A 26,124-nucleotide genomic window follows, 5' to 3' on the forward strand; every position below is an offset into this window, starting at 1 on the left:
AGTGATACAATGAGCAACGACAGACAAACCCTCGAAAGCCTCAGTCAGCACTACCAAGCATCGGTTCCGGAAGACCTCCGCGAAGCCAAGACGTTCGACTGGTATCTCGACGAGGTGACCGACGATCCGCGGATCGCCCGCAACGCCCACCAGCGCGTTGCCGACATGTTCGACCACTACGGCACCACCTACGACGACGACGCCGGCGTGGTCGAGTACACGATGGCTTCCGAAGACCCGTTACACGACGGCGAAAACGTGTTCTACGGGCGGGAGGTCCACGAGTCGATCCACGAGTTCGTCAACAAAGTCAAATCCGGTGCCCGTGGGCTGGGCCCCGAAAAGCGAATCAAACTCCTGTTGGGACCGGTGGGCTCGGGCAAATCCCACTTCGATTGGCTCGTCCGCAGGTACTTCGAGAACTACACCTTGCAGGAGGAGGGTCGCATGTACACCTTCCGCTGGGTCAACCTCTGTGACGTCATCCGCGATCAGGACCCCGCCGACGACACCGTCGAGTCGCCGATGCATCAGGATCCGCTCGTCTTGCTGCCGCAAGAGCAGCGGGACATGATCATTGAGGGGCTCAACGAACAGCTCGAGGCTCCGTACACGATCCGCAACGAACAGCATCTCGATCCGGCCAGCGAGTTCTACATGGACAAGCTGCTGGCGGAGTACGACGACGACCTCGAAGCGGTGTTCAACAACCACATCGAGATCGTCCGACTGGTCGCCAGCGAGAACAAACGGCAGGCCGTCGAGACCTTCGAGCCGAAGGACAAGAAGAACCAAGACGAGACCGAACTCACCGGCGACGTCAACTACTCGAAACTGGCGATCTACGGCGAGTCCGACCCCCGAGCCTTCGACTACGCCGGCGCGTTCTGTAACGCCAACCGCGGCATCTTCTCCGGGGAGGAGCTGCTCAAACTCCAGCGGGAGTTCCTCTACGACTTCCTGCATGCCTCTCAGGAACAGACGATCAAACCCAAGAACAACCCTCGGATCGACATCGATCAGGTGATCGTCGGCCGGACGAACATGCCCGAATACCGCGAGAAGAAGGGCGACGAGAAGATGGAGGCGTTCAACGACCGGACCAAACGCATCGACTACCCGTACGTCCTCGAATACGAGCAGGAAGCCGAGATCTACGGCAAGATGCTCCGGAACGCCGACGTGCCGAACATGAACATCGAGCCACACACGCTCCAAATGGCTGGCCTCTTCGGCGTGCTGACGCGGATCGTCGAACCGAACGACGAGTCGGTGACGCTGATCCAGAAGGCCAAAGCCTACAACGGCGAGCTGGAGGACGACGACGTCGACGTCAAGAAGCTCCGGGAGGACGGCGAGGCCCAAGCGGATATCGCCGAGGGGATGGACGGCGTCTCGGCACGATTCATCGGCGACGAGATCGCCGAGGCGATTATGGACTCGACCCACCGCGGCCGCAGCTACCTGAGTCCGCTGTCGACGTTCCGGCACTTCGAGGAGAACCTCGAAACCCACGGCTCGATCCCCGAGGACAACATCGACCGCTACCAGCGCTACCTCGAGATGGTCCGCGAGGAGTACAAAAATCGGGCCATCGAGGACGTCCGCCACGCACTCGCCTACGACCTCGACGAGATCCAGCGTCAGGGCGAGAAGTACATGGACCACGTGATGGCCTACATCGACGACGCGACCGTCGCCGACGAGCTGACGGGCCGCGAGCAGGAGCCCGACGAGACGTTCCTCCGGTCGGTCGAGGAGAAACTCGACATTCCCGCAGACCGAAAGGATGACTTCCGGCAGGAGGTCTCCAACTGGGTCTCCCGGCGGGCCCGCGAGGGGATCAGCTTCAACCCGCAGGACAACGACCGTCTGCGCCGCGCCCTCGAACGGAAGCTCTGGGAGGACAAGAAACACAACATCAACTTCTCGGCGTTGGTCTCGGCGAACGAACTCGACGACGACGAACGCAGCGCGTGGGTCGACGCGCTCCGCGAGCAGGGGTACTCCGAGGAGGGGGCCCGCGAGGTGTTGGAGTTCGCCGGGGCGGAAGTCGCCAAAAGCGAGCTCGAAGAAGATGTCTGAAGACTACATCACTGCCGCCGACCGCCAACTCCAGCGGGCCTACGAAGGTCCGATGGGCCTCGACGAGTACGTCGAGGCGGCCTTCCAGTCGCCATCCATCGCGGCCCACGCCAGCCGCTACCTGCTGGCCGCTATCGAGTCGATGGACACCCGGACGGTGATCGAAGAGGGCGAAGAGCGGGAGCGCTACCGCTTTTTCGACGATCCGCACAACGACGGCGAACACGCGGTTCTCGGGAACACCGCGGTACTCAACGCCTTCGTCGACGACCTGCGGACGATCGCCGCGAACAGAGGCAAGGGTGAGAAGATCATCTGGTTCGACGGCCCAACCGCGACGGGCAAATCGGAGCTCAAGCGCTGTCTGGTCAACGGCCTCCGGGAGTACTCCAAGACGCCGGAGGGACGGCGCTACACCCTCGAATGGAACATCACCGGCGCGGACAACAGCCGCGGGCTGAGCTACGGCGACGACGCCAGTGACGACGACCAGTGGTACGAGAGCCCGGTACAGGTTCACCCGCTTGCGATCTTTCCGAAGGCCGTCCGCGAGGACCTGCTGGCCCGACTCAACGACCTCGATCCGGAGGGGCCGCCGATCGTCGTCGACGGCGAACTCGACCCCTTCAGCCGGGAGGCCTACGACTACCTCGAATCGCGGTACCGGGAAGCCGGCACCCGCAAGCTGTTCTCGTCGATCACCGACGACAGTCACCTTCGGGTGAAAAACTACATCGTCGACGTGGGACGGGGGATCGGTATCCTCCACTCCGAGGACGACGGCAGCCCGAAGGAGCGACTCGTCGGCTCGTGGATGCCCGGCATGTTGCGTGAACTCGACTCTCGGGGGCGGAAGAACCCACAGGCGTTCAGCTACGACGGCGTGCTGTCGCAGGGCAATGGACTGATCACGATCGTCGAAGACGCGAGCCAGCATGCGGATCTGCTCCGCAAGCTCCTGAACGTCCCCGACGAGGGGCGGGTGAAACTGGACAAAGGGATCGGGATGGACATCGACACGCAGTTGGTAATGATCTCGAACCCGGATCTCGATGCCGAACTCGACCAGTACGCCGACCGCAACGGGCGGGACCCGCTGAAGGCGCTCAAACGTCGACTCGATCGTCACGAGTTCCAGTATCTGACCAACCGGCGGCTGGAAGCCGAACTCATCCGGCGGGAGCTGACGGCCGAAACGAGCGTCTGGGCTGATCTCGACGACGACGAGATCGAAACCCGGGTGCGGGCCCCGCTGTCGATCGCGATCCGGGACGGCCGCGGCGAGACGCGCCAGCGCGAACTCGCGCCGTTCGCTATCGGAGCGGCCGCGATGTACAGCGTCGTCAGTCGGCTCGACGGCGAGGACGTGCCCTCGGAGTTGTCGTTGATCGAGAAGGCCCGCATGTTCGAGCAGGGCTATCTCCAAGACGGCGACGAGCGCCGGGAGATCAGCGAGTTCGAGATCACGGCCGATTCCGACGGGAGCCACGGGATTCCGGTCACCTACACCCGCGATATCATCGCCGACTTGCTCCACGAGGATACGGGTCGGGCCCACCCCGATCATCCGGTCGAAGACGTGGTGATGCCTGCCGACGTGCTGAACGCGATGGCCGAGTCGCTGTCGACCGCACCAGTGTTCTCGCGGGCCGAGGCCGCCGAATACGAGAACCGACTACCCGCGGTGAAAGACTTCGTGCTCGAACAGCAGGAACACGCCGTCCTGCAGGCACTGTTGGCCGACAAAAGCGTCTCGACGGAGACGGTCGCCGAGTACGTCGAACACGTCTACGCGTGGGACGGCGACGGGACCGTCGAGACCGACCGCGGCCGCGTCGACCCCGACCCACTCCTGATGAAGGTGTTCGAGACCGAACACCTCGGGCGGTTCGACGGGAGCGACTACACTGGCAACGCACCTTCGGCCGAGGTCGAGGCGTTCCGCCGGGAGAAGGTCATCACCGCGCTGAACCGGTACGCCTGGGAGCACCGCGACGAGGGGTTTTCGATCGACAACGTCGACCTCACCTCGATCCCGGTGATCCGGGCGGTCTTGGAGACCTACGACTGGGCCGACGTCAAGCGGATCTACCCCGACTTCGATCCCCGGCAGTGGGAGGACCCGCCGGCGGGAACCGAGACCGAGCGGCTGAAACGGGAGACGGTCGACCGGCTCTGCGACGGCGAGTACACGCCGGCGTCGGCCGAACTGACCACGCGGGCAGTCATGCGTGAGGTGCAACACAAATGGGACTGAGAGATGACATCGACCGGTTTCGTGAGGTGGGCGATCAGCGCCGACAGGACCTCGAAGAGTTCATCAGCTACGGCGACCTCGGCGGCTCGCGGCCGGATCAGGTGAAGATCCCCGTCAAGATCGTTGACCTCCCGGAGTTCAGCTACGACAAACGCTCGATGGGCGGTGTCGGCCAAGGACAGGGCGGCACCCCCCAACCCGGCCAGCCCGTCGGCCCGCCCCAACCGGGCGAGGGCGACGAGGACGGCGACCCCGGCGAGGAGGGGGCGGACCACGAGTACTACGAGATGGATCCCGAGGAGTTCGCCGAGGAACTCGACGAGGAACTCGGCCTCGATCTCGAACCCAAAGGCAAACGCGTCGTCGAGGAGGTCGAGGGCGACTTCACCGACGTCACGAAGGTCGGCCCCAAGGGAACCCTCGACTTCGAGGAGCTGTTCAAACGCGGGCTCAAGCGGAAGCTCGCGATGGATTTCGACGACGAGTACATCCGCGAGGCCCTGAAGGTAGAGGGCAAGGGTCCCCGAGCGGTCTTCGAGTGGGCCCGCGGCGAGCGGATCCCCGTCTCGTTTGCGTGGATCGAGGAGGCCTACAACGAGATCCCGGCAGAGGAGCGCACCAAGTGGTCGACGTTCGAGGAGTTCGAGGACAACGTTGAGCGAACGACCGTCGGCCAGCGCATCCGCCGGGACGGCCTGAAGGAAATTCCGTTCCGCCGTGAGGACGAGCGCTACCGCCATCCCGAGATCATCGAGAAGAAGGAGCGCAACGTCGTCGTCATCAACATCCGGGACGTCTCGGGGTCGATGCGTGAACAGAAGCGGGAACTCGTCGAGCGGACGCTGACACCGCTGGACTGGTATCTGACCGGCAAGTACGACAACGCCGAGTTCCACTACATCGCCCACGACGCCGACGCCTGGGAGGTCGACCGCGGGGAGTTCTTCGGCATCCGTTCAGGTGGGGGGACCCGAATCTCCTCGGCCTACGAACTGGCCGCCGAGATCTTGGAGGAGTACCCCTTCAGCGAGTGGAACCGCTACGTATTCGCCGCCGGGGACTCCGAGAACTCCTCGAACGACACGAAGGATCGGGTGGTGCCGCTGATCCGTGAGATCCCCGCGAACTTGCACGCCTATGTCGAGACCCAGCCCGGCGGGACGGCGATCAACGCCACCCACGCCGAGGAGGTCGAACGCGCCCTCGGCTCGGCGGGCAACGTCGCGGTGACGCGGGTGACCGGTCCCGACGACGTGATCGAGGCGATCTACGAGATCCTCAGCACCGAGGACGCGGAGAGTGATTCACAATGAAAGACGAACGATTGGACGCCAGACGGATCGCCGCCGAACTCGACGAGCCGGTGACGGAAGCGGCGGCACTGGCACGCAAACTCGGGCTTGAGCCCTACCCGGTGAACTACTGGATCGTCGACCACGACGAGATGAACGAACTCATCGCCTACAGCGGCTTTCAGGACCGGTATCCACACTGGCGCTGGGGGATGGCCTACGACCGCCAGCAGAAGAAAGACCAGTTCGGGATGGGGAAGGCCTTCGAGATCGTCAATAACGACAATCCGAGCCACGCGTTCCTCCAAGAGTCGAACACGATGGCCGACCAGAAGGCGGTCATCACCCACGTCGAGGCCCACGCCGACTTCTTCGCCAACAACAGTTGGTTCGGCCTCTACAGCGACCGCGGGACCGACGGCAGCGATCCCGACGCCGCCGCCATGCTCGAACGTCACGGCGAGGCTATCGAGCAGTATATGGACGACCCCGAAATCGATCGCACCGAAGTCGAGCGGCTGATCGACGCGGTGCTCTGTATCGAGGATACGATCGATCAACACCGGCCGCTGGCCGCCGCCGACACCGATCCCGACGACCCCGACCTCGACGACATCAGCGACCGGCTCGATCAGTTGGGGCTCTCCGATGACGTTCGCCAGCAGGTCTTCGACGATGAGTGGCTCGAAGACCGGGCCGAGGCCGACGACGCGGCCGGGATCGACGACCCGCGGCTCGACGTGATCGCGTTCCTCAGAGACCACGGCAAGCGCTTCGATCCCGACGCGGGGAAGGCGGTCGACCGCGAGGAGTGGGAGACCGACGTGATCGAACGCCTCCGGGAGGAGTCCTACTACTTCGCCGCCCAGAAGATGACCAAGATCATGAACGAGGGGTGGGCCGCCTACTGGGAGTCGCTGATGATGGGTGACGAGCGCTTCGCGGGGACGGACGAGTTCATCACCTACGCCGACCATCAGGCTCGCGTGCTCGGCTCGCCGGGGCTGAATCCCTACAAACTCGGCAAGGAGCTGTGGGACCACCTCGAAAACACGACCAACCGCAAGGAGGTCGCCGACAAACTGCTCCGCGTCGAGGGCGTCACGTGGCGCAATTTCAGCGAGGCCGTCGACTTCGAGGACGTCGCCCAACTGCTCGCGCCCGCCCCCGTCATCGCCGGCGCCGACGCCAGCCGGCTCGACGAACTGGCCGAGTTGGCCGACGCGGGTGACCCGCGAGTCGACGCCGAGGCGATCGAGCGGGCGATCGCCACCCGAGATGGCCACCTCGATCCCGACGATCCCGAGGCGGTCGACGCCGACCGCTACCCGTGGAAGCTGCTGACCTACGAGGGGCTGGCCGAACGCCACTTCTCGCTGGCCAAACGCCAAAACAGGGGATTCCTCAAGCGGATCGACCGCGCCGAGTTGGAACAGCTCGCGCGGTACATGTTCGACGACGAGAAGTACGCCAGTGTCGAGGCGGCGCTGGCCGACGTCGACTACACCGCGGGCTGGGATCGGATGCGCGAAGTCCGCGAGAGCCACAACGACGTGACGTTCGTCGACGCGTTCCTCACCGGGGAGTTCGTCCGCCAGAACAACTACTTCACGTACGAGTACTCCCATGCCGGCAGCGAGTACCGCGTGGCCAGTACGGCCGCCGCCGACGTCAAACGGAAGCTACTGTTGCAGTTTACCAACTTCGGCAAGCCCTCGATCGCCGTGTACGACGGGAACTTCGACAACCGCGGGGAACTCCTGTTGGGCCACCGTTACAACGGGGTCGCACTCGATATCGCGGAGGCAACGAAGGTACTCGAACGGGTGTTCGACCTCTGGGGTCGGCCGGTGAATCTGATGACGATCCGTACCGAGTACGACGACCACGAACTCGAAGTCGCCCGGCGGCGCGGGCGGGAACCCGAAGGGACGGAAGTCGGCGTCCGACTCCGGTACGATGGCGAGAGCCACGAGGAGTTCGATCTCGAACCGGCACTCCAAGACGCCATCGAAGCCAGCGAGGTCGACTACGACACCAAACCGGACGACTGGCTGGCGTGACTCGACACGTCAGTCGACGGACGGTACTCATTTAACAGGGTCAGCAAGCCAGCCGAATCATCAGCGCTAGCATAAAAAGGTCGACTCACAATATAAAAGAATACGCTGCCTACTCCTCCAACAGCCAGCCGAACCGTTTCTGCCAGAAATCCTCGTCGGGCGGCTTCTTCGTTCGGCCGTGGGTTTTCCGGTCCCGGATCTGTCGCTCGATCATGTCCCGAGTCTGGTGAAGCGCGTGACTCGCGCCGTATCCTTCGCCGGAGGCGATGTAGAACCCGTCGTCGGTATACAGCCGGATCCGGGCTAACAGCAGCGGCGTCCCGCGGAGCGTCTCCTTGTGGCTCTGGAGGTGGACCTTCGCGTCGAGGATCGTCATCGCATCGTGGAGGCGATCGAAGGCGTCGACCATGGCGACGATGTCCTCGTAGCCGATGTCGTCGAGGTACTCACTGCCGTAGACTTCGACCGCGCGGGTGCCGCCGGCCTCCCACGTCAGCGCATCGAGCACGTCGGTTTTGGTGAGAATGCCGAACGGCTCGCCGTTTTCGGTGACGACGAGCGAGGAGGCGTCGATCTCGAACATCTCGTCGACGGCGGTTTGCAGGGTTTCCTCGGGGTGGATCGTCCGGACCGGCGTCGCCATGAGGTCGCGGACCGGGAGGCCGACCATCCGATCGAGGTCGCCCCCGCGAGCGCCGTACCCACCGCCACGGGTGCGGCCGGCCCGATCGGCTACATCGCCACCGAAAGAGTCGACGCCGCCAGCATCACCACCCTGTCGCGTCTGCTCCGAGCGGATCGTAACCCCGACGAGGTCATACAAGCTCAGGATCCCGACCGGGGTGTTGTCTTCGACGACCGGGAGATGTGTGAAGTGGTGTTCCCGGAAGTCGTAGATCGCCTGCCCGAACGTCGACTCGGGATCGAGTGTGACGAGATCCCGTGTCGCCGCGGTGCCAACAGCGGCAGCGTCGAGAAACGGTGCGACCGTCTCGAGGATGTCGTCGACCGTGACGACACCGGCCAGTGCCGACCCCTCGAAGACGGGGAGGAGTTGGGACTCGCTGTCGATCATGAGTCGTGCGACCTCCCGAATGTCATCGTCCGGTGTCAGATGCGGGACGTGCCATCGCAGCGATCGGATCTTCTCGGTGGGGTGGTGGTGTGACGCAGCGAGCTGTCGTCTGGTGACGACCCCCTCGAAGCTGTCGTCTCGTACTACGACCCCCTTGATCGAGGGATCGGCGAACACGCCGACGAGCTTCGAGACCGGCGTCTCCGGGCTGAACGTTTCGTAGTCGTCAGAAACGATGTCTGCGATATCCATAGCTGTAGGCCTCCATTGGGACGGTGGCGCAGTCGACGACTGCACAGGGCCACACCGATCCGTTCGGGGCGACCTCGCAAGCGTCTGGTGGCCTACATAGGTAGTCGGTAACTATACACCCGTATCAGGCCGAACAAACGCTCGATCAGAGGTTCGAGCGGCCACTGCCGCCGTCGACGACGATCGACTGGCCTGTAATGTAGCTGCTCGCCGACGAACAGAGGAACGCGACCGTCTCGCCGAGTTCGATCGGTCGGCCGATCCGCCCGAGTGCGGTATCCTCACCGAAGGTGGCTCGCCCCGATTCGTAGTCGTCGTACTCGCCGCGGTCGACGCCCTCTTCGATCAGTGCCTCGATCCGACTCGTCTCGTGAGCACCCGGCAGCACGGCGTTCGCCCTGATTTCGGGCGCTAGCTCCCGCGAGAGAGTCTTTTCCAGTCCAATCACGCCCATTCGAACCGAGTTCGACAACACGAGTCCATCGAGGGCCTCCTTGACGCTTCGGGAGGTGATCGTGACGATGGTGCCGCCGCCATCCGCTCGGAGGTACTCTGCGCTCTCCCGGACGAGTCGGACGACACTCATTACAAGCAGGTCGAAGGCGTCGTACCACTCGTCGTCGGTGGTCTCCAGAAACGACCCGCTGGGTGGGCCACCAGCGGAGGTGACGAGGTGGTCCAACTGGCCGAACTCCTCGATGGTCGTCTCGACGAGTCGTGTGATGTCGTCGGGATCGGTCAGATCGGCCCCGATCGGAACCACGCGGGCGTCCCCTGCGGCTTCTTCCCGGAGGTCGGCGGCAGCCGTTTCGAGCGTCGACTCCTCGCGGCCGTTGATCGCAACGTCGACGCCCTCACGAACGAGGGCGGTTGCAGCGGCCTTACCGAGCCCGCGGCTCGAGGCGGTGACGAGTGCAGCGTTGCCTGTGAGTTCGAGATCCATACCGACGGTTCGGTGAGCGCTGGAATAAGAATGGTCGACGGTCAGTAGTCGGTGCCTACTCGTCGTCGAGGGCCTGCCACGAGAGCCGCGGGGTCCGGGCGGCGCTCACCTGATCGATCCGACTGGCGGTCGTCCGTGACGGTGCGGTTTCGATGGCTTCGTCGGTGTCGCTGTAGGCGTTGTTGAACGCCTCGGCCAACCGATCGAGCGTTCGCTTGCTTTCGATCTCGGTCGGCTCCGTGAGCATGGCCTCGGGCACCATTTCGGGCCACTTGGTCGTCGGTGGGTGGACTCCGAAGTCGAGCATTCGTTTGGCGACATCGGCGGCGTCACGGTCGCCCGCGGTCGCCGCGAACTCGTGATGGAACGGACCGTAGGGGACTGCTAACTCCAGCTGGTCGGCAAGGTAGTTGGCGTTTAATACCGCTTTCGCGCTGGCGTCCGCCAATCCGTCGTCCCCCAGCCGGGCGATGTAGGCGTAGGCCTTGATTAACACGAGCCAGTTGCCCGAAAAGCCGTGGACCTTGCCGATCGTGTGGTCGGGCTCGAACCGTTCGAACTCGCCGTCGTCGGTTTTTTCGATTCTGGGACTCGGCAGGAACGCCGCGAGGTCGTCGACCACGCCCACCGGTCCGGCTCCCGGCCCGCCACCGCCGTGGGGGGTGGCGAACGTCTTGTGGACGTTGTAGTGCATGATATCGAACCCCATGTCGCCCGGTCGACCCCGCCCCAGCAAGGCGTTCAGGTTCGCGCCGTCGTAGTAGAGGAGTCCGCCGGCGTCGTGGACTGTCTCGGCGATTTCGACGATGTCGCGCTCGAAGAGGCCGACGGTGTTCGGGTTGGTGAGCATCAGCGCCGCAGTCTCCTCGGAGACGGCGGCCTTCAGGGCTTCGAGGTCGACGCGGCCGTCCTCGTCGGCGGTGAGTTCGACCACGTCGTAGCCCGCCATCGCCGCGGTGGCGAAGTTGGTGCCGTGGGCCGACGCCGGGATGATGACCTCGCTGCGGTCGTTGTCGTGGTGGTCGTGGTAGGCTTTGGCGACGAGGATACCGGTGAACTCACCGGCTGCGCCCGCGGGTGGCTGGAGCGTCACTGCGTCCATTCCACCGATGGCAGCGAGGTATTCCTGGAGCCCATAGAGCAAGCCGAGGTTCCCCTGTGCGCTGTCGGCAGAGCGGTCGGGGTGGATCGCCGCGTTCGGATCGGCCGCCACGTCCTCGGTGAACTTGGGGTTGTACTTCATCGTACACGACCCCAGCGGGTAGGGGCCGCTGTCGATGCTCCAGTTCATCTGGGAGAGCCGGGTGTAGTGGCGGGCTAACTCCGGCTCCGAGAGCCCGGGTAGAGTGAGGTCGTCGCGGGTGAGGTCGTCTGGAAGCGGCGAGTCCGTCCCGCCGACCTCGACTGTGGTGGTGTCCTTCTCGGACAACAGCGGTTCGTGTTTATCGCCCTCGGTGTAGCGGGCTTGATCGTAGATCATCAGGCGGCCTCCTGGAGTGCAGCGATCAGTTCATCCGTCGCGTGAGCGTTGGTCTCGGTAATGCAGATCTGGAGCAGATGGTCCGCAATCGCGTGGACGGCGAACCCCTCGGCTTCGAGGGCGGTGGCGACTCTGTCGGCCGGCTGATCCGAGCGAACGACGAACTCACGGAAGTGGTGGCGGTCGTGAACCGGGGCCTGATACCCCGCAATCCGGTCGACGCGATCGGCGAGCGCGGCGGCGTCCCGCACACAGTCCTCGGCGAGGTCGACCAGTCCATCGGGACCGTGTGAGGCGATGTGCATCGCCGCACGGAGGGCGACCCACGCCTGATTGGTACAGATGTTGGAGGTCGCCCGCTCCTTGCGGATGTGCTGTTCGCGGGTCTGGAGGGTGAGCGTGTAGGCCCGCCGGTCGTCGGAATCCTCGCCCACCCCGACCAAGCGGCCGGGGACCTGCCGGAGGAACGCATCACGGGTCGCAAAGATCCCCAGTCCCATCCCGTAGCTGGTCGACAGGCCGAGGACGTCGGCCTCGCCGACGACCACGTCCGCGCCGACGCTCGCCGGTTCCTGAAGGAGCGAGAGCGCAACGAGATCCGAGCCAAGGCAAAAGAGGGCCTCGGTATCGCTGGCGATCGTGCCGATCTCGGTGAGGCCTTCCTCGATGGTGCCGCGAACGGTCGGGTTCTCCGCGTAGATCATGGCGGTCTCCTCGTCAGCGAGGTCCACGAGGGCCTCGCGGTCGACGTTGCCGTCGTCCATCGGGTAGGCATCGACTACCAGCCCGGCTCCGTCGACGTAGTTTTCGAGCACCGACCGCTTGCCGTCGCGGAGGAACTCGGGGACAAGGATTCGGTGACCACTCGTTTGGCGGACGCGATCAGCGAGGAGGGCTGCCTCTGCCAGCGCGGTCGCGCCATCGTACATCGAACAGTTGGCCACGGGCAGGCCGGTGAGTTCGACCAGCATCGACTGGTACTCGAACAGCGCCTGCAGGAACCCCTGCGTGATTTCGGGTTGGTACTGGGTGTAGCTGGTGAGGAACTCCGCGCGATCCGAGAGGTGGTCGACGATCGAGGGGACGTAGTGGCTGTAGTGGCCCCGCCCCATGAACTCGGTGAGATCGTCGTTGCGGGCGAACAGCCGCCGGAGTTCGCCGCGGATTTCCTGCTCGCTTCGTGATTCGATGCCGAACTCGCCGTCGAAGGCGACCTCCGCTGGGATGTCGAAGAGGTCGGCCTCGGTGTCGACGCCGATCGATTCGAGCATCGCGGCGGTCTCTGCGTCCGTGTGTGGAGCAAACGGGCTCCCGTCTGTCTGTGTCATTGGAGGAGGGTGTTATGTGATCTGCTCACGATACGCCTCGGCCGACAGCAGGTCGTCGAAGGCGTCGTCGCTCGGCTCGACTTCGAGCATCCAGCCATCGCCGAAGGGGTCGTCGTTGACGAGTTCCGGCTGGTCGAACAGGTCCTCGTTGACTGCCGTCACTTCGCCCGAAATCGGGGCATAGAGGTCCGAGACGGCTTTGATCGACTCGACGACGCCGAAGGCCGAGCCGGCTTCGATCTCGTCGCCGACCGCGGGGAGTTCGACGAACACCACGTCGCCGAGTTCGTCCTGCGCGAAGTCGGTGATACCGATCCGCGCCGGGTCGTCGGTGGTCGTCCATTCGTGCGATTCGAGATACCGGAACGCGTCGGGGACATCGAAGCTCATTTGTGGTGGATGGTGACAGTTGTACACCGGGCACTATGAGGACGTCGACCGAAACGGGAGGGCAGTGATTACGGCGCGTTTCTCCGTACCCCGGACGACGATCCCGACCGGTGTGCCGGGATCGGCGTGGTCGATCGCGACATAGCCGAGGCCGATCCCCTCGTTCAGGGTCGGGCTCATCGTGCCCGAGGTGAGGCGGCCGACCGGTTCGCCCGTGTCGTCGACCAACTCGTACCCCTCGCGTGGGACGCCGCGGTCGCGCATCGTGACGCCGACGAGCCGGCGGTCGACGCCGGTCGACCGCTGGTCGGCCAGCGCGTCGCGGCCGACGAACGCGGAATCGAGGTCGACCGTGAAGCCGACCCCGGCCTCGTAGGGCGTTCGCGGCACGGTGTCGGGATCGAAATCCTGGCCCGACAGCAGGAATCCGGCCTCGATGCGGAGGGTATCACGGGCCCCGAGCCCACAGGGTTGGCAGTCGAAGGCGCTCCAGACGGGCTCGGCGTCGGCGGCCGGACAGAGGATCTCGAAGCCGTCCTCGCCGGTGTAGCCGGTTCGGGCGATCCGGCACTCACAGCCGGCGACCGTACTCGTCGTGTGTTCGAACCGCCCGAGGTCGGTCACCGAGTCGTCGGTGACCGCCGCGATGCGGGCCGGCGAGTCGGGGCCCTGGACGGCAAACATCGCCCACTCGTCGGTGACGTTGTCGACCGCTGCATCGAGCCCCCACTCCTCGCGGTGCTCGCGCCACCAGTCGGTGAACTGGGCGTCGTGGCCCGCGTTCGGGACGAACAGGTAGGCGGCTTCGCCGTCACGGTCGGGGAGTCGGTAGATGACCGTATCGTCGAGGATGACGCCGTCGTCGCGGGTGATACAGGCGTACTGGGCCTCGCCCGGCGCGAGCGCCTCGACGTCGTTCGTTGTGAGTCGATCCATCAGTTCGGTCGCCTCGGGGCCGTCGACCTCGATCTCGCTCATGTGGGAGACGTCGAAAATGCCGACCGACTCGCGGACGGCGGCGTGTTCGGTCCGGATCGAGTCGAACTCGACGGGCATCGCCCAGCCGCCGAACTCGGTGACCGAGGCGCCGGCGGCCGCATGTACCTCGGCCAGCGGCGGGTGTCGTCGGGCCATATCTCTCCCTCGCGTCCACGCAAGTAAGGTGTTGGTATCGGTAGCACTGACTGTTCGTGTGGCGTGACACCGAGGACCGCAGTATCGAACCGACGGGGACCAGCGACGGTTCGGATGACGCTTCGGTTGACCCGGTTAAGCCGCGAGGACGACCGGTTCGACTCGGCTCGCGCGCCAGACGTTGGCGCGGACGCCCGCCCGGTCGAGCTGGAGCGTTACCGAGTCGCCGACATCACGCGAGGCCAACTCACGACGAAGGTTCTCGTCGTCGTACTCGACGAGCTGATACGTGCTGTTCGTTGCAGCGTCGACGACGGTCATCCCACCGTGTTCGTTCATGTCCGCGACGATCGTATACGACTGACTGCCGTCGTCCGAAGGAGGCTGCTCCATACCCTGTAAGCGCCGAACTGACGCATAAAACTCCTGATGTTCAGAGTATGTGTTGTTTTACGTGATAAACGTCCTATCCGGGGGAAGATCAGTGCCAACACATCACGTTCCGACCCGCCCCCGACGGTGTCAGTGTTTGAGCGGTTGTCCGAGTGCGGCCGCCTTCATCTGGGGAATGTCGACGCCGCTGGCGATCTCGACGGCCTCCCAGGCGTCGCCGCGGGAGCCGAGCGGTTCGAGCCAGACCCGTATCGTCGAGCCGGCGGCGGCCATCGACAGGGTCTCGCGCACCGCTGCCGTGGCGTACTCGACGACCTGATAGGTCCGACTGCCGGTCACCGCCGACAGCGTCAGCCCCCCGTGGTTGTTCATCGGTCGGTCGATGACACACGGCGTGTGTGGTGTGGTGCGTGGGACCATGCCTCTATCATTATTAATCCTAGGTAATAGCTTTGTCGACGAGATACGTTCCGATAACGACTAGTTGGAATCGTGACACAGGGGCAAACGGCACGTCTATAGGGGCCGGCAGTCGACTGATGGCCAATGTCGTCTGTACGCGAGGAGGCGTTCGATGGAGTAGGGCTGTTCGTCGACGGGCCGAACGTGCTGCGGGAGGAGTTCGACGTGGACCTCGACGATATCCGAGAGGCCGCCGCCGAGACGGGTCGACTGGCGACGATCCGGCTCTACGTCGACGAACACGCCACGCCGGGCTTGATTCAGGCCGCCGAAGCCCGCGGCTTCGAGGTGATCGTCACCAGCGGGGATGTAGACGTGAAACTCGCGGTCGACGCCGTCCGGTTTGCGGTCGAAGGCCGTGGCGACACGGTCGTTATCGCCTCCCGAGACACCGATTTCAAACCCGTTTTCGAGGCCGCCAACAACTGCGGCCTCCGAACGCTGGCGATCGCTCCCGGCAGCCACGGCCGGTCGGACGCGCTGCGGAACGCTGCGACCGAGAGTATTACGCTCGACGAAACCGAACAATAGGTCGACGACCTCGACCCGGCAGTCAGACCGGCGTCCCGAAGGCGTACACTGTCTGGTGGCTCGTCACCTCGACCTCACAGAAGTCACCCGGTTCGAGGCCGTGGTCGCTCGCGTTCTGAACGATGATCTGTCGGTAGGCCCCGTCACGACATTTCACCGAGTCGCCCGTCCCCTCTTGGACGACGAGTACTTGCCGCTTGGTGCCGACCATCGCCTCGTAGGCCTCGGCGACGACCTCCATCTTGAGTTCGGACATCTCCTTCGAGCGTTCCTTCTTGAGCGTCCCGCCGAGGCCCTTCATCTCGGCGGCGTCGGTGCCGGGCCGCTTCGAAAACCGGGTGACATTGATCTTCTCGGGACGGACCTCCCGCAAGAGATCCATCGACTGCTGGTGATCCGCGTCGGTCTCGGTCGGGAAGCCGACGATGAAATCGGTCGACAGCGTCCAGTAATCGAGTCGCTCGTCGAAGGCCGCAACCACTTCGCGGAACTTCCCAACTCTGTGCTGGCGGCGCATCGACTCTAAGACCTCGTCGCTGCCCGACTGGACGGGAGCGTGGATGAAGTTGTACAGTTTGTCGTGGCGGGCGAATACCTCGGCCAGTTCGTCGTGGATGCCGTGAATCCCTCCGGGGTTTGCCATCCCCACCCGAACCCGGAACTCGCCGTCGATCTCCGAACAGATCCGATCCAGCAGTTCGGGAAGCTTGCGGTCCCCGTTGTCCCAGCCGTAAACGCCCGTGTCTTGGCCGGTGATGCGTATCTCTTTGGCTCCAGCATGGACCAGCGCCCGGGCCTTCTCGACGTTTTCTTCGACGGAGGGAGAGTCGACCCGACCAGTTGCGAACTTGGTGATGCAATAGGAGCAGTTGCTCATACAGCCGCGGGCGATGGGCAGGATGCCGATCTTCCCGTCGAGCACTGGCTCGGTGTCGGGGGTGACGGTGGGACACTCGCCGTTGAGGACGGCGTCAGGGACCTCGTCCCAGTGAAGAATTTGGGCGTCGACGCCGGCCTCGCGGAACTCCTCGCCTTGGGCGAGGGCCATACAGCCGGTGACGATCAGGTCCGCCGTCTCCTCCTGCAACTCTTCGGCCCGCCGTAGCATGTTGCGCTCGGTCTTTTCGACGACCGTACAGCTGTTGAGAATGGCGACATCGGCGTCGTCGAGACTGTCGGCCGGGTAGTGGCCGCCCTCTCGCAGGGCCTGCTCGATGCGGCGGCTCTCGCCCTGATTCGACGTACAGCCGTAGGTCTCGATATGATACGTGGCCATTCAGCTACCCGTTGTAGCCGCTGGGCCAGCAAAAGGCCGACGGTCCGCGGTGACCGGCGGGTCGACGATCGATCACGCCGCAGGCTCGCCCCGCAGGGCGTGGTTCACGACCGCCCCGAGCAACACGACGTAGCTCCCGATGTACAGCCAGACGAGCAAGACGAGGATCGCCCCGAGTGCGCCCGCAACGTTCGGATCGGCAGCGTACTGGATGTAGAACTGAAACAGTCGCTGGAGCAGGGTTGCGCCGACCGCTGCAACCACCGCGCCCGGCAGCGCCCCACGAGTCGACATCGGAACATCCGGGAACAGATAGTAAATCGGGAGGAAAACGGCCGTCAGTCCGCCGAAGAGGGCGACGACGCTGAGGGCGTCGACGAAGGGGAGTCCCGAGCGGATCGAGAGGCTCGTCGCAGCGACCGCGGCGACGATCGCCGCGAGCAGCAGCAGGTAGGCTACGAGCGCGTAGCGAAGCTGGCGGACAAGCGAGTTGGTCGACTGGGTCCCGTAGATCGTCGCGAAGGCGGTCTTCAGGGAGCGGAACAGTTCGAGCGAGCCCCACAACAGGACGAGGAGGCTGACCGCGGAGGTCGCCGTCGAGGAGATCTCGCTTTGGATTGCCCCCGCCAGCAGTTGGTGGGCCGCCGCCGGGAGCGCGGACTCGGTGGTGGCAAGCACTGTCGTCGCGAACCCTCGCCCGCCGACGACCGCGACAAGCAGGAAGATCGAGACGAAAAGCGGCAGCAGGGAGACGAACGCCTGATAGGCGATGCTGCTGGCCATGAAGCTGAGGTTCACCCGACGGTACTCGCCGTAGAACCGCCGGGCCAGCGGTCCGATCGCCCCGAGCCGTCGACCGAGCGTACCCAGCAGCGTCACACCCGCGATACGGGGCTCGTGCGCAAAACGCGTCCGGCCGCACTGTCGTTCCGTTCGGTAGTCGACTGGGCGGCAGTCGACCCGCGTGTTGTTCGTACTTGGCGGCAACCAGAGCCATACGGCTGTGAAGCGATGAGCAGGGTATGCGAGCACCGAGGCTTAAAAACCCACAGTCGTTTTGGGACGTGTTCGTCGTGCTCTGTGGCTACGTCCTACTGGAATACATCGTACTCCAGTTGACCGGTTCGTATCTCGTCGAGCAGGAACTGGTCGTCGTCGCTATCGCCGTCTTCGTTTGGGCGGCGTGGGCGATCTACCGCGTTCTCACGCGCTTCGATGCGCAAGACTGAGCGGGGAGAGCTCGACTGTGCCGAAGCGGGCTTCAGTCATCGGTGTCGGCGGGAAGGCTACTTGACTACCGTCACGGGAACGGGCGCGTGTCGGACGACGTGTTCGGCGACGCTCCCGAGCAGGAACCGAACCGTACCGTGTCGACCGTGGCTCCCCATGACGATCTCGTCGATGGGGTTGGCAGCCGCGTACTCGCAGACCGTCCGGCCGGGATCGCCGATCTCGTGTGTGGTCTCGATCTCCCGTCCGTGCGCCTCGGCGATCCCGTGTGCGCTCTCGAAGAGTTCCGCCGTCTCCCGACAGGCGTCGTCGTACCAGTCGTCGAACCCCCCACCGGCGATCAGCCGGTTCATGCCGAGGGTCGGATCGCTGACGTGGAGCGCCGTCACCGCGGCCTCGGGTCGACGATTGAAGACGTAGTCGAGGGCATCGGCAGCCAGCGGGCTGTCGTCGACGGGCACGAGGACGCGATCAGTCATGACCGCTGGTGCGTGCTGGCATAGCGACGCTATCCACGGCTGGCCGTTTGAGAGTTTTTCACGCCACACAGGGGAATCGACGTCCACTGTCGGCGTCCGCAGACCGTTCGCCACGCATGAGGGTGGCCGAAGCGTTGAGGAAACTCCACACCGACTACCCATCGCATGCGCCGCGAGTCTACCGGCGTCCGATCCGAGACCGACAGCCAGCGGTCGACCGAGCCGACGGAGCCCGACTGGGTTGCCGAAACGACCGAGCCGAGCGAGGGGTTTTCGCTCGTCGACCCACTGACCTACGCACCGTTGCTGCTCGTCGGGGCTGTGCTCGTCGTCTTTCCCGACCCAGCGACGACGCTCCTTGGGATTGGCTGTCTCGTCGTCGGCGTCGTCCTCGCCGTCGTCGACCTCCTGTCGGCGGACGGCTAACCACTCAGCGATCGGAACCGTCGGCCGAACGGCCAATACTGGCTTTGATCGTGCCCGACGAGTTGGCGTCGGATGTCCCAGAACCTCTATGCACAGTTCAGCGGTACACCGATGGCTCGGGAGGATATCGAGCGCCTGCTCCGGACACAGGGGTACGGGATCTGCTCGCTGTGCGACGACGGCACCCCCTACAGCATCCCGATCTCGTTCGGCTACGACGGCGAGTCGATCTACCTCCCGTTTCTCGCCGAGGGCCCCCGGTCGACCAAAGCCGAGATCGTCTCCGAGGGGACGGTCGCCCGGCTGCTCGTGACGACGATCTCGGGGCGGTTCAACTGGCGGAGCGTCTCGGCTACCGGCCCCCTCCGGTCGGTCGACCCCGACAGCGACGAGTGGGAACAGTTCATCGCCACACTCGACGACAACGGCTGGTTCATGCGGGGCTTCGAGCGGGCCGACTCCCTAGAGTCGATTCAGGGGTGGCGGCTAACCCCCGAGGAGGTTCGGGGACTGGAACGAACCGAAGGGCCGATCGAGTAGCCGACCCCACTACGGCGACCGATCGCTGATCGCCGCAGTGAGCCGACCGTCGACCGCTGTTGCCGGCGGGAGCACGATCGAGACCGTCGTCCCGTCGTCGACGGTCGTGGTCACGGTCCCGCCGAGGTTGGTGACGATCCAGTGGACCATCCACAGCCCGAGCCCCGAGCCGTGTTCCATCGGCGTCTCCCGGCCGGCCTCCAGAACCGTCCGTTCGGTGGTGGGGAGCCCCGGCCCCGAATCGTGGACGCGGACCGCGACCCGGTTGTCGTCGGTGGTCGTCACCTCGTAGCGAACCGTCGACTCGCCGTGTCGGGCGGCGTTGTCGCCGAGTTCCGACAGCGCCAATTCGAGTTGGCCGGTGGCCATGACCGTCGGCGAGCCGTCGGCCTCGATGTCGAACTCGGTGTCGGGGTAGTCGCCCCGGAGGTCCGCGACGACACTTTCGACGACCGACCGGATATCAAACTGCTTGAGTTCTGTGCTGTCGACGACGCCCTGCTCGAAGCCGCGAACCGTGTCGGTCAGCGAGATGAGATCGAGGGCGGTCTCCTTCACCCGGGTCGCCATCTCGGCGAGCTCCCCGTCGACCCGGTTGGCGATCGTCTCCGAGAACCCGATGACGACGTTCATATCGTTTCGGAGGTTGTGTCGGAGGACCCGATCGAGCACCTCGATCAGCCGATCCCGGCGCTTCCGGGCGGTTACGTCCTTCTGAATGCCGACGTAGTGTGTCACCTCGCGGCTCTCGGGGTCCATCACGGGGGCGATCGTCAGCTCGTTCCAGAAGGGCGTCCCGTTGGCCCGGTAGTTGAGGATCTCCGTCCGGATCGACTCCTCGGCGTCGATGGCCTGCCGGATCTCGTCGACGGTCTCTTCGTCGGTCCCCTCGCCCTGGAGGAACCGACAGTTCTGGCCGCTGATATCGCCCATCGTGTAGCCGGTCACCGCCTCGAACCCCCGGTTGGCGTACACCAGCGGCGTCTCCGGGTGGTTCGCGTCGGCGATCGTGATGCCGACCGACGACTCCTCGAGGGCCTGGGTCTTGAGTCGGAGGTCCTGCTGGCGTTCCTTTCGGTCGGTGATATCCCGGATGATGCCGAAGACGCTATTGGGAGGTCCCTCCTCGCTGTCGTCGTACCGCGGTCTACCGAGCGTTCGAACCCACCGAACCTCGTCGTCGGTCCGAAGGCGGAGTTCCAGATCGTAGCTCTCGCCAGCCTGCGTCAGTCGCTCGAAGGCGTCGATCATCCGCGGCCGATCCGTCGGGTGGAAGCGGTCAAGAGCATCCTCGACGGTTATGTTATTATCGGGCGAGAACCCGAAGATCCGATAGACTTCGTCGGTCCAGCGTCCCTCTCCCGTTTCGAGATCGAACTCCCAGCCGCCGAGACCGACCGCGGCCTGAGTCTGTTCGAACAGGTCCCGCTGGCGGGCGAGGTCCCGCTGGCGTTCCCGCCGCTCCGAGATGTCACGGATGATACCTAGCATGACGGTCCGGTCGTCGATGTCGACCCTGCTGACGCCGAATTCGATCGGGACCACTGTGCCATCGGGCCGCTCGATCTCAAGCGGCGTCCCGTCGTCGAACCGTTCCTGAATCCGCTCGTCGAACCCTTTTTCCAACAGTCTAGCGTACCGCTCGCGGTCGTCTTCTGGATGCAACTCCAGGGCGGACATTCCGCGGAGTTCGGTCTCGGTGTAGCCGGTCAAACTGGCTGCGCGCTCGTTGGCCGTTTCGATAGCTCCCGTTTCGGCGTCGACGATGATGATGGCGTCGGGAGCCAGCCGGAGCAGGGCTTCGTATTTCGCTTCCGAGCGGCGGTGGGACTGCGAGAGCTGCTCGATGCGGCGTTCGTGGGCCTCGGCCTCGATCGCGCGGCCGAGCAGCCGGGCGATCAGTTCGACGAACGCCTTTTCTTCGGCGGTGAAATCCGTTTCCCGCGCGTCTTCGGCCGTAAAACAGACCGTTCCGTAGACCGCCCCGTCGACGAAGACCGTGGTTCCGAGATAACAGTCGATGCCGTGTTCCCTGTAGGCCGGGTCCTCGGCCCACCCCTGCTCGGGAGCGTTCGATAGCGCCAGCGGCGAGTGACTCTCGACGGTCCGTCGACAGTAGGTCGTCTCGCGGTTGAGAATGGCTCCTTCGGGCAACAGCTCCGGGTTCTCGCCGACACTGGCGACTACTTCGTCGGTCCCGTCGTCGTTCCGGCGCTGGATGTGGCCGTTCGTGACGCCCAAATACTCACGGCCGAGTTCGAGGGCGCGCTGTCGCTTCGTGTCCAGCGGAGCCTCGGTGTCGTCGAACAACTCGTAGAGCCGCTGGCGTATCGTGTCCCGCTCCGAGCCGTGTGGATCCGTACTCACGTTTTGTTCTCAATAAGAAATTTCACAGGGCATATAATTTTGTTTTATCTATCACTACCGACGCGACCTGTTGTGGGCGTGCTCGAATGAATTCCGAGCGATGGTGTCGAACCTGCCGTCGTGGATGCTCGTCGTCCCGGAGCGTAGCGCCGACGGCCGGCTGGGTCGGTCCGTGCGAGATCACGGCTTCGGGTTCCCCTCCGGTGAATCGACGGGGTCGGACCCTGACTCCCTTCCCGGCGCCGTCGGAAGTTCGTCTTCGGCTTTCAGCCCCGCGATCAGGTCGTCGACGAGTGCGTCGACCTCCTCGTAGGGGTACTGCTGATAGTCGCCGTATCTGAGTCCGAGGTCGATCGCCGGGACGACGACCGGACCGGCACGGAACTCGGTGGCAGCCCCCTCCGGCAACAGCGGAATCAACGAAAACGGGTCCGAAAGGGGATACTCCGCCTGCTCGAAGGTTTCGGTAAACTGGCGGCGTAGCGCGGATTCGATCGCTGCCGGGTCGGCCGGCCCGTTGTCCGCATCGCTCGTCGGCATGTTACGCGAGCCGTCCGACGCTGTCTTCGATCTCTTTGATCTGTTCGGTCTGTTGCTCGTTGGCCGCCGCGATGTCCTCGACCTCGTCGGCGATCTCGGTGGCCTGCTCGACGAGTTCGGAGACCATCGTCGCGACTTCCTCGCTGGAGGCGGCCTGATCGTCGGTGGCGGTCGACACCTCCTGGATTCCCTGTGTGGCTTGCTGGATCTCGTCGGCGATCTCTTCGAGTGTCGCCATCGCCGACTCGACCTGTTCGATACCCGTATCGACCTCCTCGGCGGTCGCTTCGAGGCTGTCGACGGTCTCGGTGGCGTCCCCCTTGATCTCGTCGACCAGTTCTTCGATATCCTTGGCGTGGGTCTGGGACTCCTCGGCGAGGCTCTTGACCTCGTCGGCGACGACCGCGAAGCCGGAGCCGGCCTCTCCGGCCCGGGCGGCCTCGATCGAGGCGTTGAGCGCCAGCAGGTTCGTCTGGCCGGCGATGTCGTTGATCACCTCGACGACCTCATCGATGTCGTCGATCCGCGACTGGAGGTTGTCCATATCGTCGACGACCTCCTGTGAGGAGTCGGCAACCGACTCCATAACCGAGATCGCCTCGTCGGCGGCTGCCGTTCCCTCTTGGGCGAGATCGTTCGCCTGCCGGCTCTGGGTTGCTACCTCGTCGGCCGTCGAGGCGATCTCCTCGACGGTCGCCGACATGTTCGAGACTTCCCCAGCGACCTCGTCCATCGAATCGGCCTGACTGGCAGCGACGTCGCTGATTTCGGTTGCGCTGTCGGTGATCTCCACCCCTGCCTGTTTTGCCTCTCTGGTCGCCGTCCTGATATCCGTGGTCACCGATCGCTGGCGGTCGAGTTCCGCCTCGAGGTCCTGACTGTAGGAGTTGATGTAGGTATCCATCGCGACCTGCTGGTCGAGGCTCATAACCTTGAGGACCGACAGGAGCCGGTCGCCGAGCTCCGCCAGTGCCTCGTCGGGTTCGAGCGACCCATCGCCGGTCGTCTCGAGCCGGTTTTGGAGTTCCGAGACCTGCGTCTCGATGATGTGGTCGTAGAAGATGCTGTAGGCGCCGAGGTAGATCTTCGGCCCCAACTCCAGCATATCGTGGATCTTCCCGATCCGCGCGCGGCTCTCGAAGTACTGCCGGTCGTAGGTCCCCCCGAAGAGGCTGCGCAGATACGCCCGCTGGTTGCCTTTGAGTTGCTCGCCCGTCTTCGTCGACCGGCCGAATATCTCGACGGTCTCGTCGAACAGATCGAGGTGGTCGTAGAAGTCGTCGACCATCTCGTCGATCACGGGCTCCATCGTCTCGGCCATTGCGTCGAGCCGCTGGCGGTCCTGTTCTTCGAAGTTCGTGAAATCCTTCCGCCAGAGGATTTCCTCGTCGTCGACCCCGATTTCCGCCGTCAGTTGCGCGCCGTCTACCTGTTTCCGCCTGTCCGCATCGATCATATTCGTCGGAGACATTCTGGTGTACTACAGAGTATTGGGTGATCCATACACATAAAGATATGCTGTTCAAGCGAACATACACTCAGATAACAATGTAGCTTCACGTTTTTATCCCAGTCGCGACCCTGTGTCGACGGATCGGCACCTGCTCGTCGGTCGAATGCGCTCACAGCCGACTACGGGGTCGGAAACAGAACGGTGCGTACTCCTTCGTCGCTACGTTAGGCGGTAGACGCGGGCTTCCCACGGTCGGAGGTCGAACGCCGCGGCGTCGACGTCGGTCGCCCGCTCGTCGTCGCCGTAGTTCGACAGGAGGAGTTCGGCTTCCATCTCCTGTGGATCGAAGTCGACTTCCTCCTCTGGGATCCACGTGTGACTCTCCCACTCGGCGAAGTTGAGCGTGATCAGCAGTCGCTCGTCGCCGAGTGTCCGGATGTACGACCAGACCTCCTCGTGGTCGTTGATAAGTACGTCGTAGCGGCCGTAGACCATCACGTCGCTGACGTCGCTGTCGCTCCGGAGATCGATCAGCTCACGGTAGTAGTGCCAGATCGAGTCCTCATCTTGGCGGGCGGCTTCGACGTTGATCTCGTCGTGGTTGGGGTTGACGCCGATCCACGGCTCGCCGTCGGTGAAGCCGGCGTTGTCGCTGTCGTCCCACTGGATCGGCGTGCGGGCGTTGTCGCGGCTGTTCTGTCGGAGCCCGTGTTTGATGTCGTCGAAGGAGTCGACTGCGCCGCTTTCGAGTGCGTTTTCGACGGGGTTGACCGTCTCGACGTCGCGGAACTCCTCCAGGGAGTCGAAGGGGTAGTTGGTCATCCCGATCTCGGCCCCTTGGAAGATGTAGGGTGTTCCGCGGAGCGTGAATATCAGTGTCGCCAATAGCTTGGCGGACTCCTCGCGGTATTCGCCGTCGTTGCCGAACCGCGAGACCAGCCGCGGCTGGTCGTGGTTGCTGAGGTAGATGGAGTTCCACCCCTCGTCGGCGAGCCCGTACTGCCAGCGGTTGAACACGTCCCGGAGGTCGTTGAGCGTCCACTCGTTGGTCTCCCAGATCACCCCGCCGTGGTCCAGCAGGACGTGGTCGAAGTGGAACAGCGTCGACAGGGGGCCGTCGGCACCGACGTAGCGCCGGGCGGTCTCCATATCCATCCCTTGACCGATCATCTCGCCGAGGGCGAAGACGTCTTTATCGTCCAACACGGCCTCGTGCATCTCGTCGAGGAACTCGTGGATCCGCGGGCCGTCGATCGAGTCCCACATCTGGCTGGTGTTGGTCGGCGGATCGTGGTCGGTGACCTCCGGCGGTTTCGACAGGAGGTTGATGACGTCCATCCGGAAGCCGTCGATCCCCTTGTCGAGCCACCACTCCATCATGTCGAAGACCTCCTCGCGGACCGCCGGGTTCTCCCAGTTCAGATCGGGCTGTTTCTCGTCGAACAGATGGAGATACCATTTGCCGACCTCCTCGTCGTAGGCCCACGCCGGTCCGCCGAAAAACGACTCCCACTCGTTGGGTGGGGCCTCGTCTTCCGGGCCGTGGTGGCCGGTGAAGCCGTCGACGTCGGTGCGGCCGTGCCGCCAGATGTAGTAGTCGTGGTACTCGCTGTCGACGTCGCGGGCGTTGACGAACCACTCGTGTTCGTCGGAAGTGTGGTTGACTACCAGATCCATGATGAGCTTGATATCCCGGTCGTGGAGCCCATCCAGCAGCCGCTCCCAGTCGTCCATCGTCCCGAACTCGTCCATGATCGACTGGTAGTCGGCGATGTCGTAGCCGTTGTCGGCGTTCGGCGACTCGTAGACGGGGTTGAGCCAGATGATGTCGACGCCGAGCTCGTCGAGATAGTCCAGTTTCTCAATGATACCCGGAATGTCGCCGACACCGTCGCCGTCGGTGTCGTTGAAGCTCCGCGGGTAGATCTGGTAGATGACCGACTCCTTCCACCACGCGCGGTCGATATCGTCCGTGGTTGGTGCTGCCATAGCTACCCCTTCTCGGCAGGACGGTTAAGCGGTCTGGATTCGGCGATAGTCACGCCAGAACGGCAGTGCTGCCGTGGCGAGGCCTCACCGCCGGCTGTGTGCAGTCGATGGTCACGCAGGTTTACCATCTCCGAGCCGA

Annotated in this window: 23 protein-coding genes; 8 read left to right on the forward strand and 15 right to left on the reverse strand. The window is 64.2% G+C overall.

Annotated elements, in window-relative coordinates:
• Positions 1–9: 9 nt before the first annotated feature.
• Genes NKJ34_RS03145 through NKJ34_RS03160 form a run of 4 tightly spaced genes read left to right on the forward strand, consistent with a single transcriptional unit; the run spans position 10 to position 7,697 of the window.
• Positions 10–2,085, forward strand: a complete 2,076-nt coding sequence (locus NKJ34_RS03145; RefSeq protein WP_253736798.1) for a PrkA family serine protein kinase — start codon at positions 10–12, stop codon at positions 2,083–2,085.
• The gene (locus NKJ34_RS03150; RefSeq protein ID WP_253736799.1) at positions 2,078–4,342 is read left to right on the forward strand and encodes a PrkA family serine protein kinase; all 2,265 of its coding nucleotides are present in this window, start codon (positions 2,078–2,080) and stop codon (positions 4,340–4,342) included. The genes NKJ34_RS03145 and NKJ34_RS03150 overlap by 8 nt, the downstream gene beginning before the upstream one ends.
• Positions 4,333–5,655, forward strand: a complete 1,323-nt coding sequence (locus tag NKJ34_RS03155) for a DUF444 family protein (protein WP_253736800.1) — start codon at positions 4,333–4,335, stop codon at positions 5,653–5,655. Before NKJ34_RS03150 ends, NKJ34_RS03155 begins: the two co-directional genes overlap by 10 nt.
• Positions 5,652–7,697: a SpoVR family protein gene (locus NKJ34_RS03160; protein ID WP_253736801.1), complete on the forward strand. Its 2,046-nt coding sequence runs from the start codon at positions 5,652–5,654 to the stop codon at positions 7,695–7,697. Before NKJ34_RS03155 ends, NKJ34_RS03160 begins: the two co-directional genes overlap by 4 nt.
• A 109-nt stretch (positions 7,698–7,806) precedes the next feature.
• Here the strand turns inward: NKJ34_RS03160 and NKJ34_RS03165 are convergent, their stop codons facing one another.
• The 8 genes from NKJ34_RS03165 to NKJ34_RS03200 form a co-directional block, all read right to left on the reverse strand.
• Positions 7,807–9,024 (reverse strand): CBS domain-containing protein, encoded by a 1,218-nt coding sequence (locus NKJ34_RS03165; protein ID WP_253736802.1) that lies wholly within the window; start codon positions 9,022–9,024, stop codon positions 7,807–7,809.
• Positions 9,025–9,169: 145 nt separating this feature from the next.
• Entirely contained in the window at positions 9,170–9,967 is a 798-nt protein-coding gene (locus tag NKJ34_RS03170; protein ID WP_253736803.1) for an SDR family oxidoreductase, read from the reverse strand.
• 55 nt (positions 9,968–10,022) lie between these two features.
• Positions 10,023–11,447 carry an aminomethyl-transferring glycine dehydrogenase subunit GcvPB gene (gcvPB, locus tag NKJ34_RS03175; protein WP_253736804.1) on the reverse strand — a complete coding sequence of 475 codons (1,425 nt, stop codon included), beginning with the start codon at positions 11,445–11,447 and terminating at the stop codon, positions 10,023–10,025.
• Positions 11,447–12,775: an aminomethyl-transferring glycine dehydrogenase subunit GcvPA gene (gene gcvPA / locus NKJ34_RS03180; RefSeq protein ID WP_253736805.1), complete on the reverse strand. Its 1,329-nt coding sequence runs from the start codon at positions 12,773–12,775 to the stop codon at positions 11,447–11,449. Before gcvPA ends, gcvPB begins: the two co-directional genes overlap by 1 nt.
• Before the next feature lie 12 nt (positions 12,776–12,787).
• A complete protein-coding gene (gene gcvH, locus NKJ34_RS03185) occupies positions 12,788–13,165 on the reverse strand; it encodes a glycine cleavage system protein GcvH (protein ID WP_253736806.1) in 378 nt (125 codons plus the stop codon).
• 33 nt (positions 13,166–13,198) lie between these two features.
• Positions 13,199–14,299 (reverse strand): glycine cleavage system aminomethyltransferase GcvT, encoded by a 1,101-nt coding sequence (gene gcvT, locus NKJ34_RS03190; RefSeq protein WP_253736807.1) that lies wholly within the window; start codon positions 14,297–14,299, stop codon positions 13,199–13,201.
• Positions 14,300–14,434: 135 nt separating this feature from the next.
• Complete coding sequence (locus NKJ34_RS03195) at positions 14,435–14,692, reverse strand: DUF7999 family protein (RefSeq protein WP_253736808.1); 258 nt, start codon at positions 14,690–14,692, stop codon at positions 14,435–14,437.
• Positions 14,693–14,821: 129 nt separating this feature from the next.
• Positions 14,822–15,112 (reverse strand): DUF7999 family protein, encoded by a 291-nt coding sequence (locus NKJ34_RS03200; protein ID WP_253736809.1) that lies wholly within the window; start codon positions 15,110–15,112, stop codon positions 14,822–14,824.
• Between the two features lie 126 nt (positions 15,113–15,238).
• Between NKJ34_RS03200 and NKJ34_RS03205 the strand changes: the two genes are divergently transcribed.
• The gene (locus tag NKJ34_RS03205; RefSeq protein WP_253736810.1) at positions 15,239–15,685 is read left to right on the forward strand and encodes an NYN domain-containing protein; all 447 of its coding nucleotides are present in this window, start codon (positions 15,239–15,241) and stop codon (positions 15,683–15,685) included.
• A 22-nt stretch (positions 15,686–15,707) separates the two neighbouring features.
• Here the strand turns inward: NKJ34_RS03205 and NKJ34_RS03210 are convergent, their stop codons facing one another.
• Positions 15,708–16,961, reverse strand: coding sequence for a tRNA (N(6)-L-threonylcarbamoyladenosine(37)-C(2))-methylthiotransferase (locus NKJ34_RS03210; RefSeq protein ID WP_253736811.1), 1,254 nt, complete (start codon positions 16,959–16,961; stop codon positions 15,708–15,710).
• A gap of 72 nt (positions 16,962–17,033) precedes the next feature.
• Positions 17,034–17,840, reverse strand: a complete 807-nt coding sequence (locus tag NKJ34_RS03215) for a YihY/virulence factor BrkB family protein (RefSeq protein WP_253736812.1) — start codon at positions 17,838–17,840, stop codon at positions 17,034–17,036.
• Between the two features lie 143 nt (positions 17,841–17,983).
• On the opposite strand from NKJ34_RS03215, the gene NKJ34_RS03220 reads away from it, so the two are divergent.
• Complete coding sequence (locus NKJ34_RS03220; RefSeq protein ID WP_253736813.1) at positions 17,984–18,190, forward strand: hypothetical protein; 207 nt, start codon at positions 17,984–17,986, stop codon at positions 18,188–18,190.
• Between the two features lie 57 nt (positions 18,191–18,247).
• Here NKJ34_RS03220 and NKJ34_RS03225 read toward each other — a convergent pair whose 3' ends face one another.
• Complete coding sequence (locus NKJ34_RS03225; RefSeq protein WP_253736814.1) at positions 18,248–18,670, reverse strand: universal stress protein; 423 nt, start codon at positions 18,668–18,670, stop codon at positions 18,248–18,250.
• Between the two features lie 165 nt (positions 18,671–18,835).
• Between NKJ34_RS03225 and NKJ34_RS03230 the strand changes: the two genes are divergently transcribed.
• Together NKJ34_RS03230 and NKJ34_RS03235 are read left to right on the forward strand one after the other, a co-directional pair.
• Positions 18,836–19,096, forward strand: coding sequence for a hypothetical protein (locus NKJ34_RS03230; protein WP_253736815.1), 261 nt, complete (start codon positions 18,836–18,838; stop codon positions 19,094–19,096).
• 72 nt (positions 19,097–19,168) lie between these two features.
• A complete protein-coding gene (locus NKJ34_RS03235; protein WP_253736816.1) occupies positions 19,169–19,636 on the forward strand; it encodes a pyridoxamine 5'-phosphate oxidase family protein in 468 nt (155 codons plus the stop codon).
• A gap of 9 nt (positions 19,637–19,645) precedes the next feature.
• Here the strand turns inward: NKJ34_RS03235 and NKJ34_RS03240 are convergent, their stop codons facing one another.
• The 4 genes from NKJ34_RS03240 to NKJ34_RS03255 form a co-directional block, all read right to left on the reverse strand.
• Positions 19,646–22,003: a PAS domain S-box protein gene (locus tag NKJ34_RS03240; RefSeq protein ID WP_253736817.1), complete on the reverse strand. Its 2,358-nt coding sequence runs from the start codon at positions 22,001–22,003 to the stop codon at positions 19,646–19,648.
• A 180-nt stretch (positions 22,004–22,183) separates the two neighbouring features.
• Positions 22,184–22,543 carry an MTH865 family protein gene (locus tag NKJ34_RS03245; protein ID WP_253736818.1) on the reverse strand — a complete coding sequence of 120 codons (360 nt, stop codon included), beginning with the start codon at positions 22,541–22,543 and terminating at the stop codon, positions 22,184–22,186.
• Position 22,544: 1 nt separating this feature from the next.
• A complete protein-coding gene (locus tag NKJ34_RS03250; protein WP_253736819.1) occupies positions 22,545–23,999 on the reverse strand; it encodes a globin-coupled sensor protein in 1,455 nt (484 codons plus the stop codon).
• 216 nt (positions 24,000–24,215) lie between these two features.
• The gene (locus tag NKJ34_RS03255; RefSeq protein ID WP_253736820.1) at positions 24,216–25,985 is read right to left on the reverse strand and encodes a glycoside hydrolase family 13 protein; all 1,770 of its coding nucleotides are present in this window, start codon (positions 25,983–25,985) and stop codon (positions 24,216–24,218) included.
• Positions 25,986–26,124 lie beyond the last annotated feature (139 nt).

Source organism: Halohasta salina (genome assembly GCF_024178165.1).
Classification (GTDB): Archaea; Halobacteriota; Halobacteria; order Halobacteriales; family Haloferacaceae; genus Halohasta; species Halohasta salina.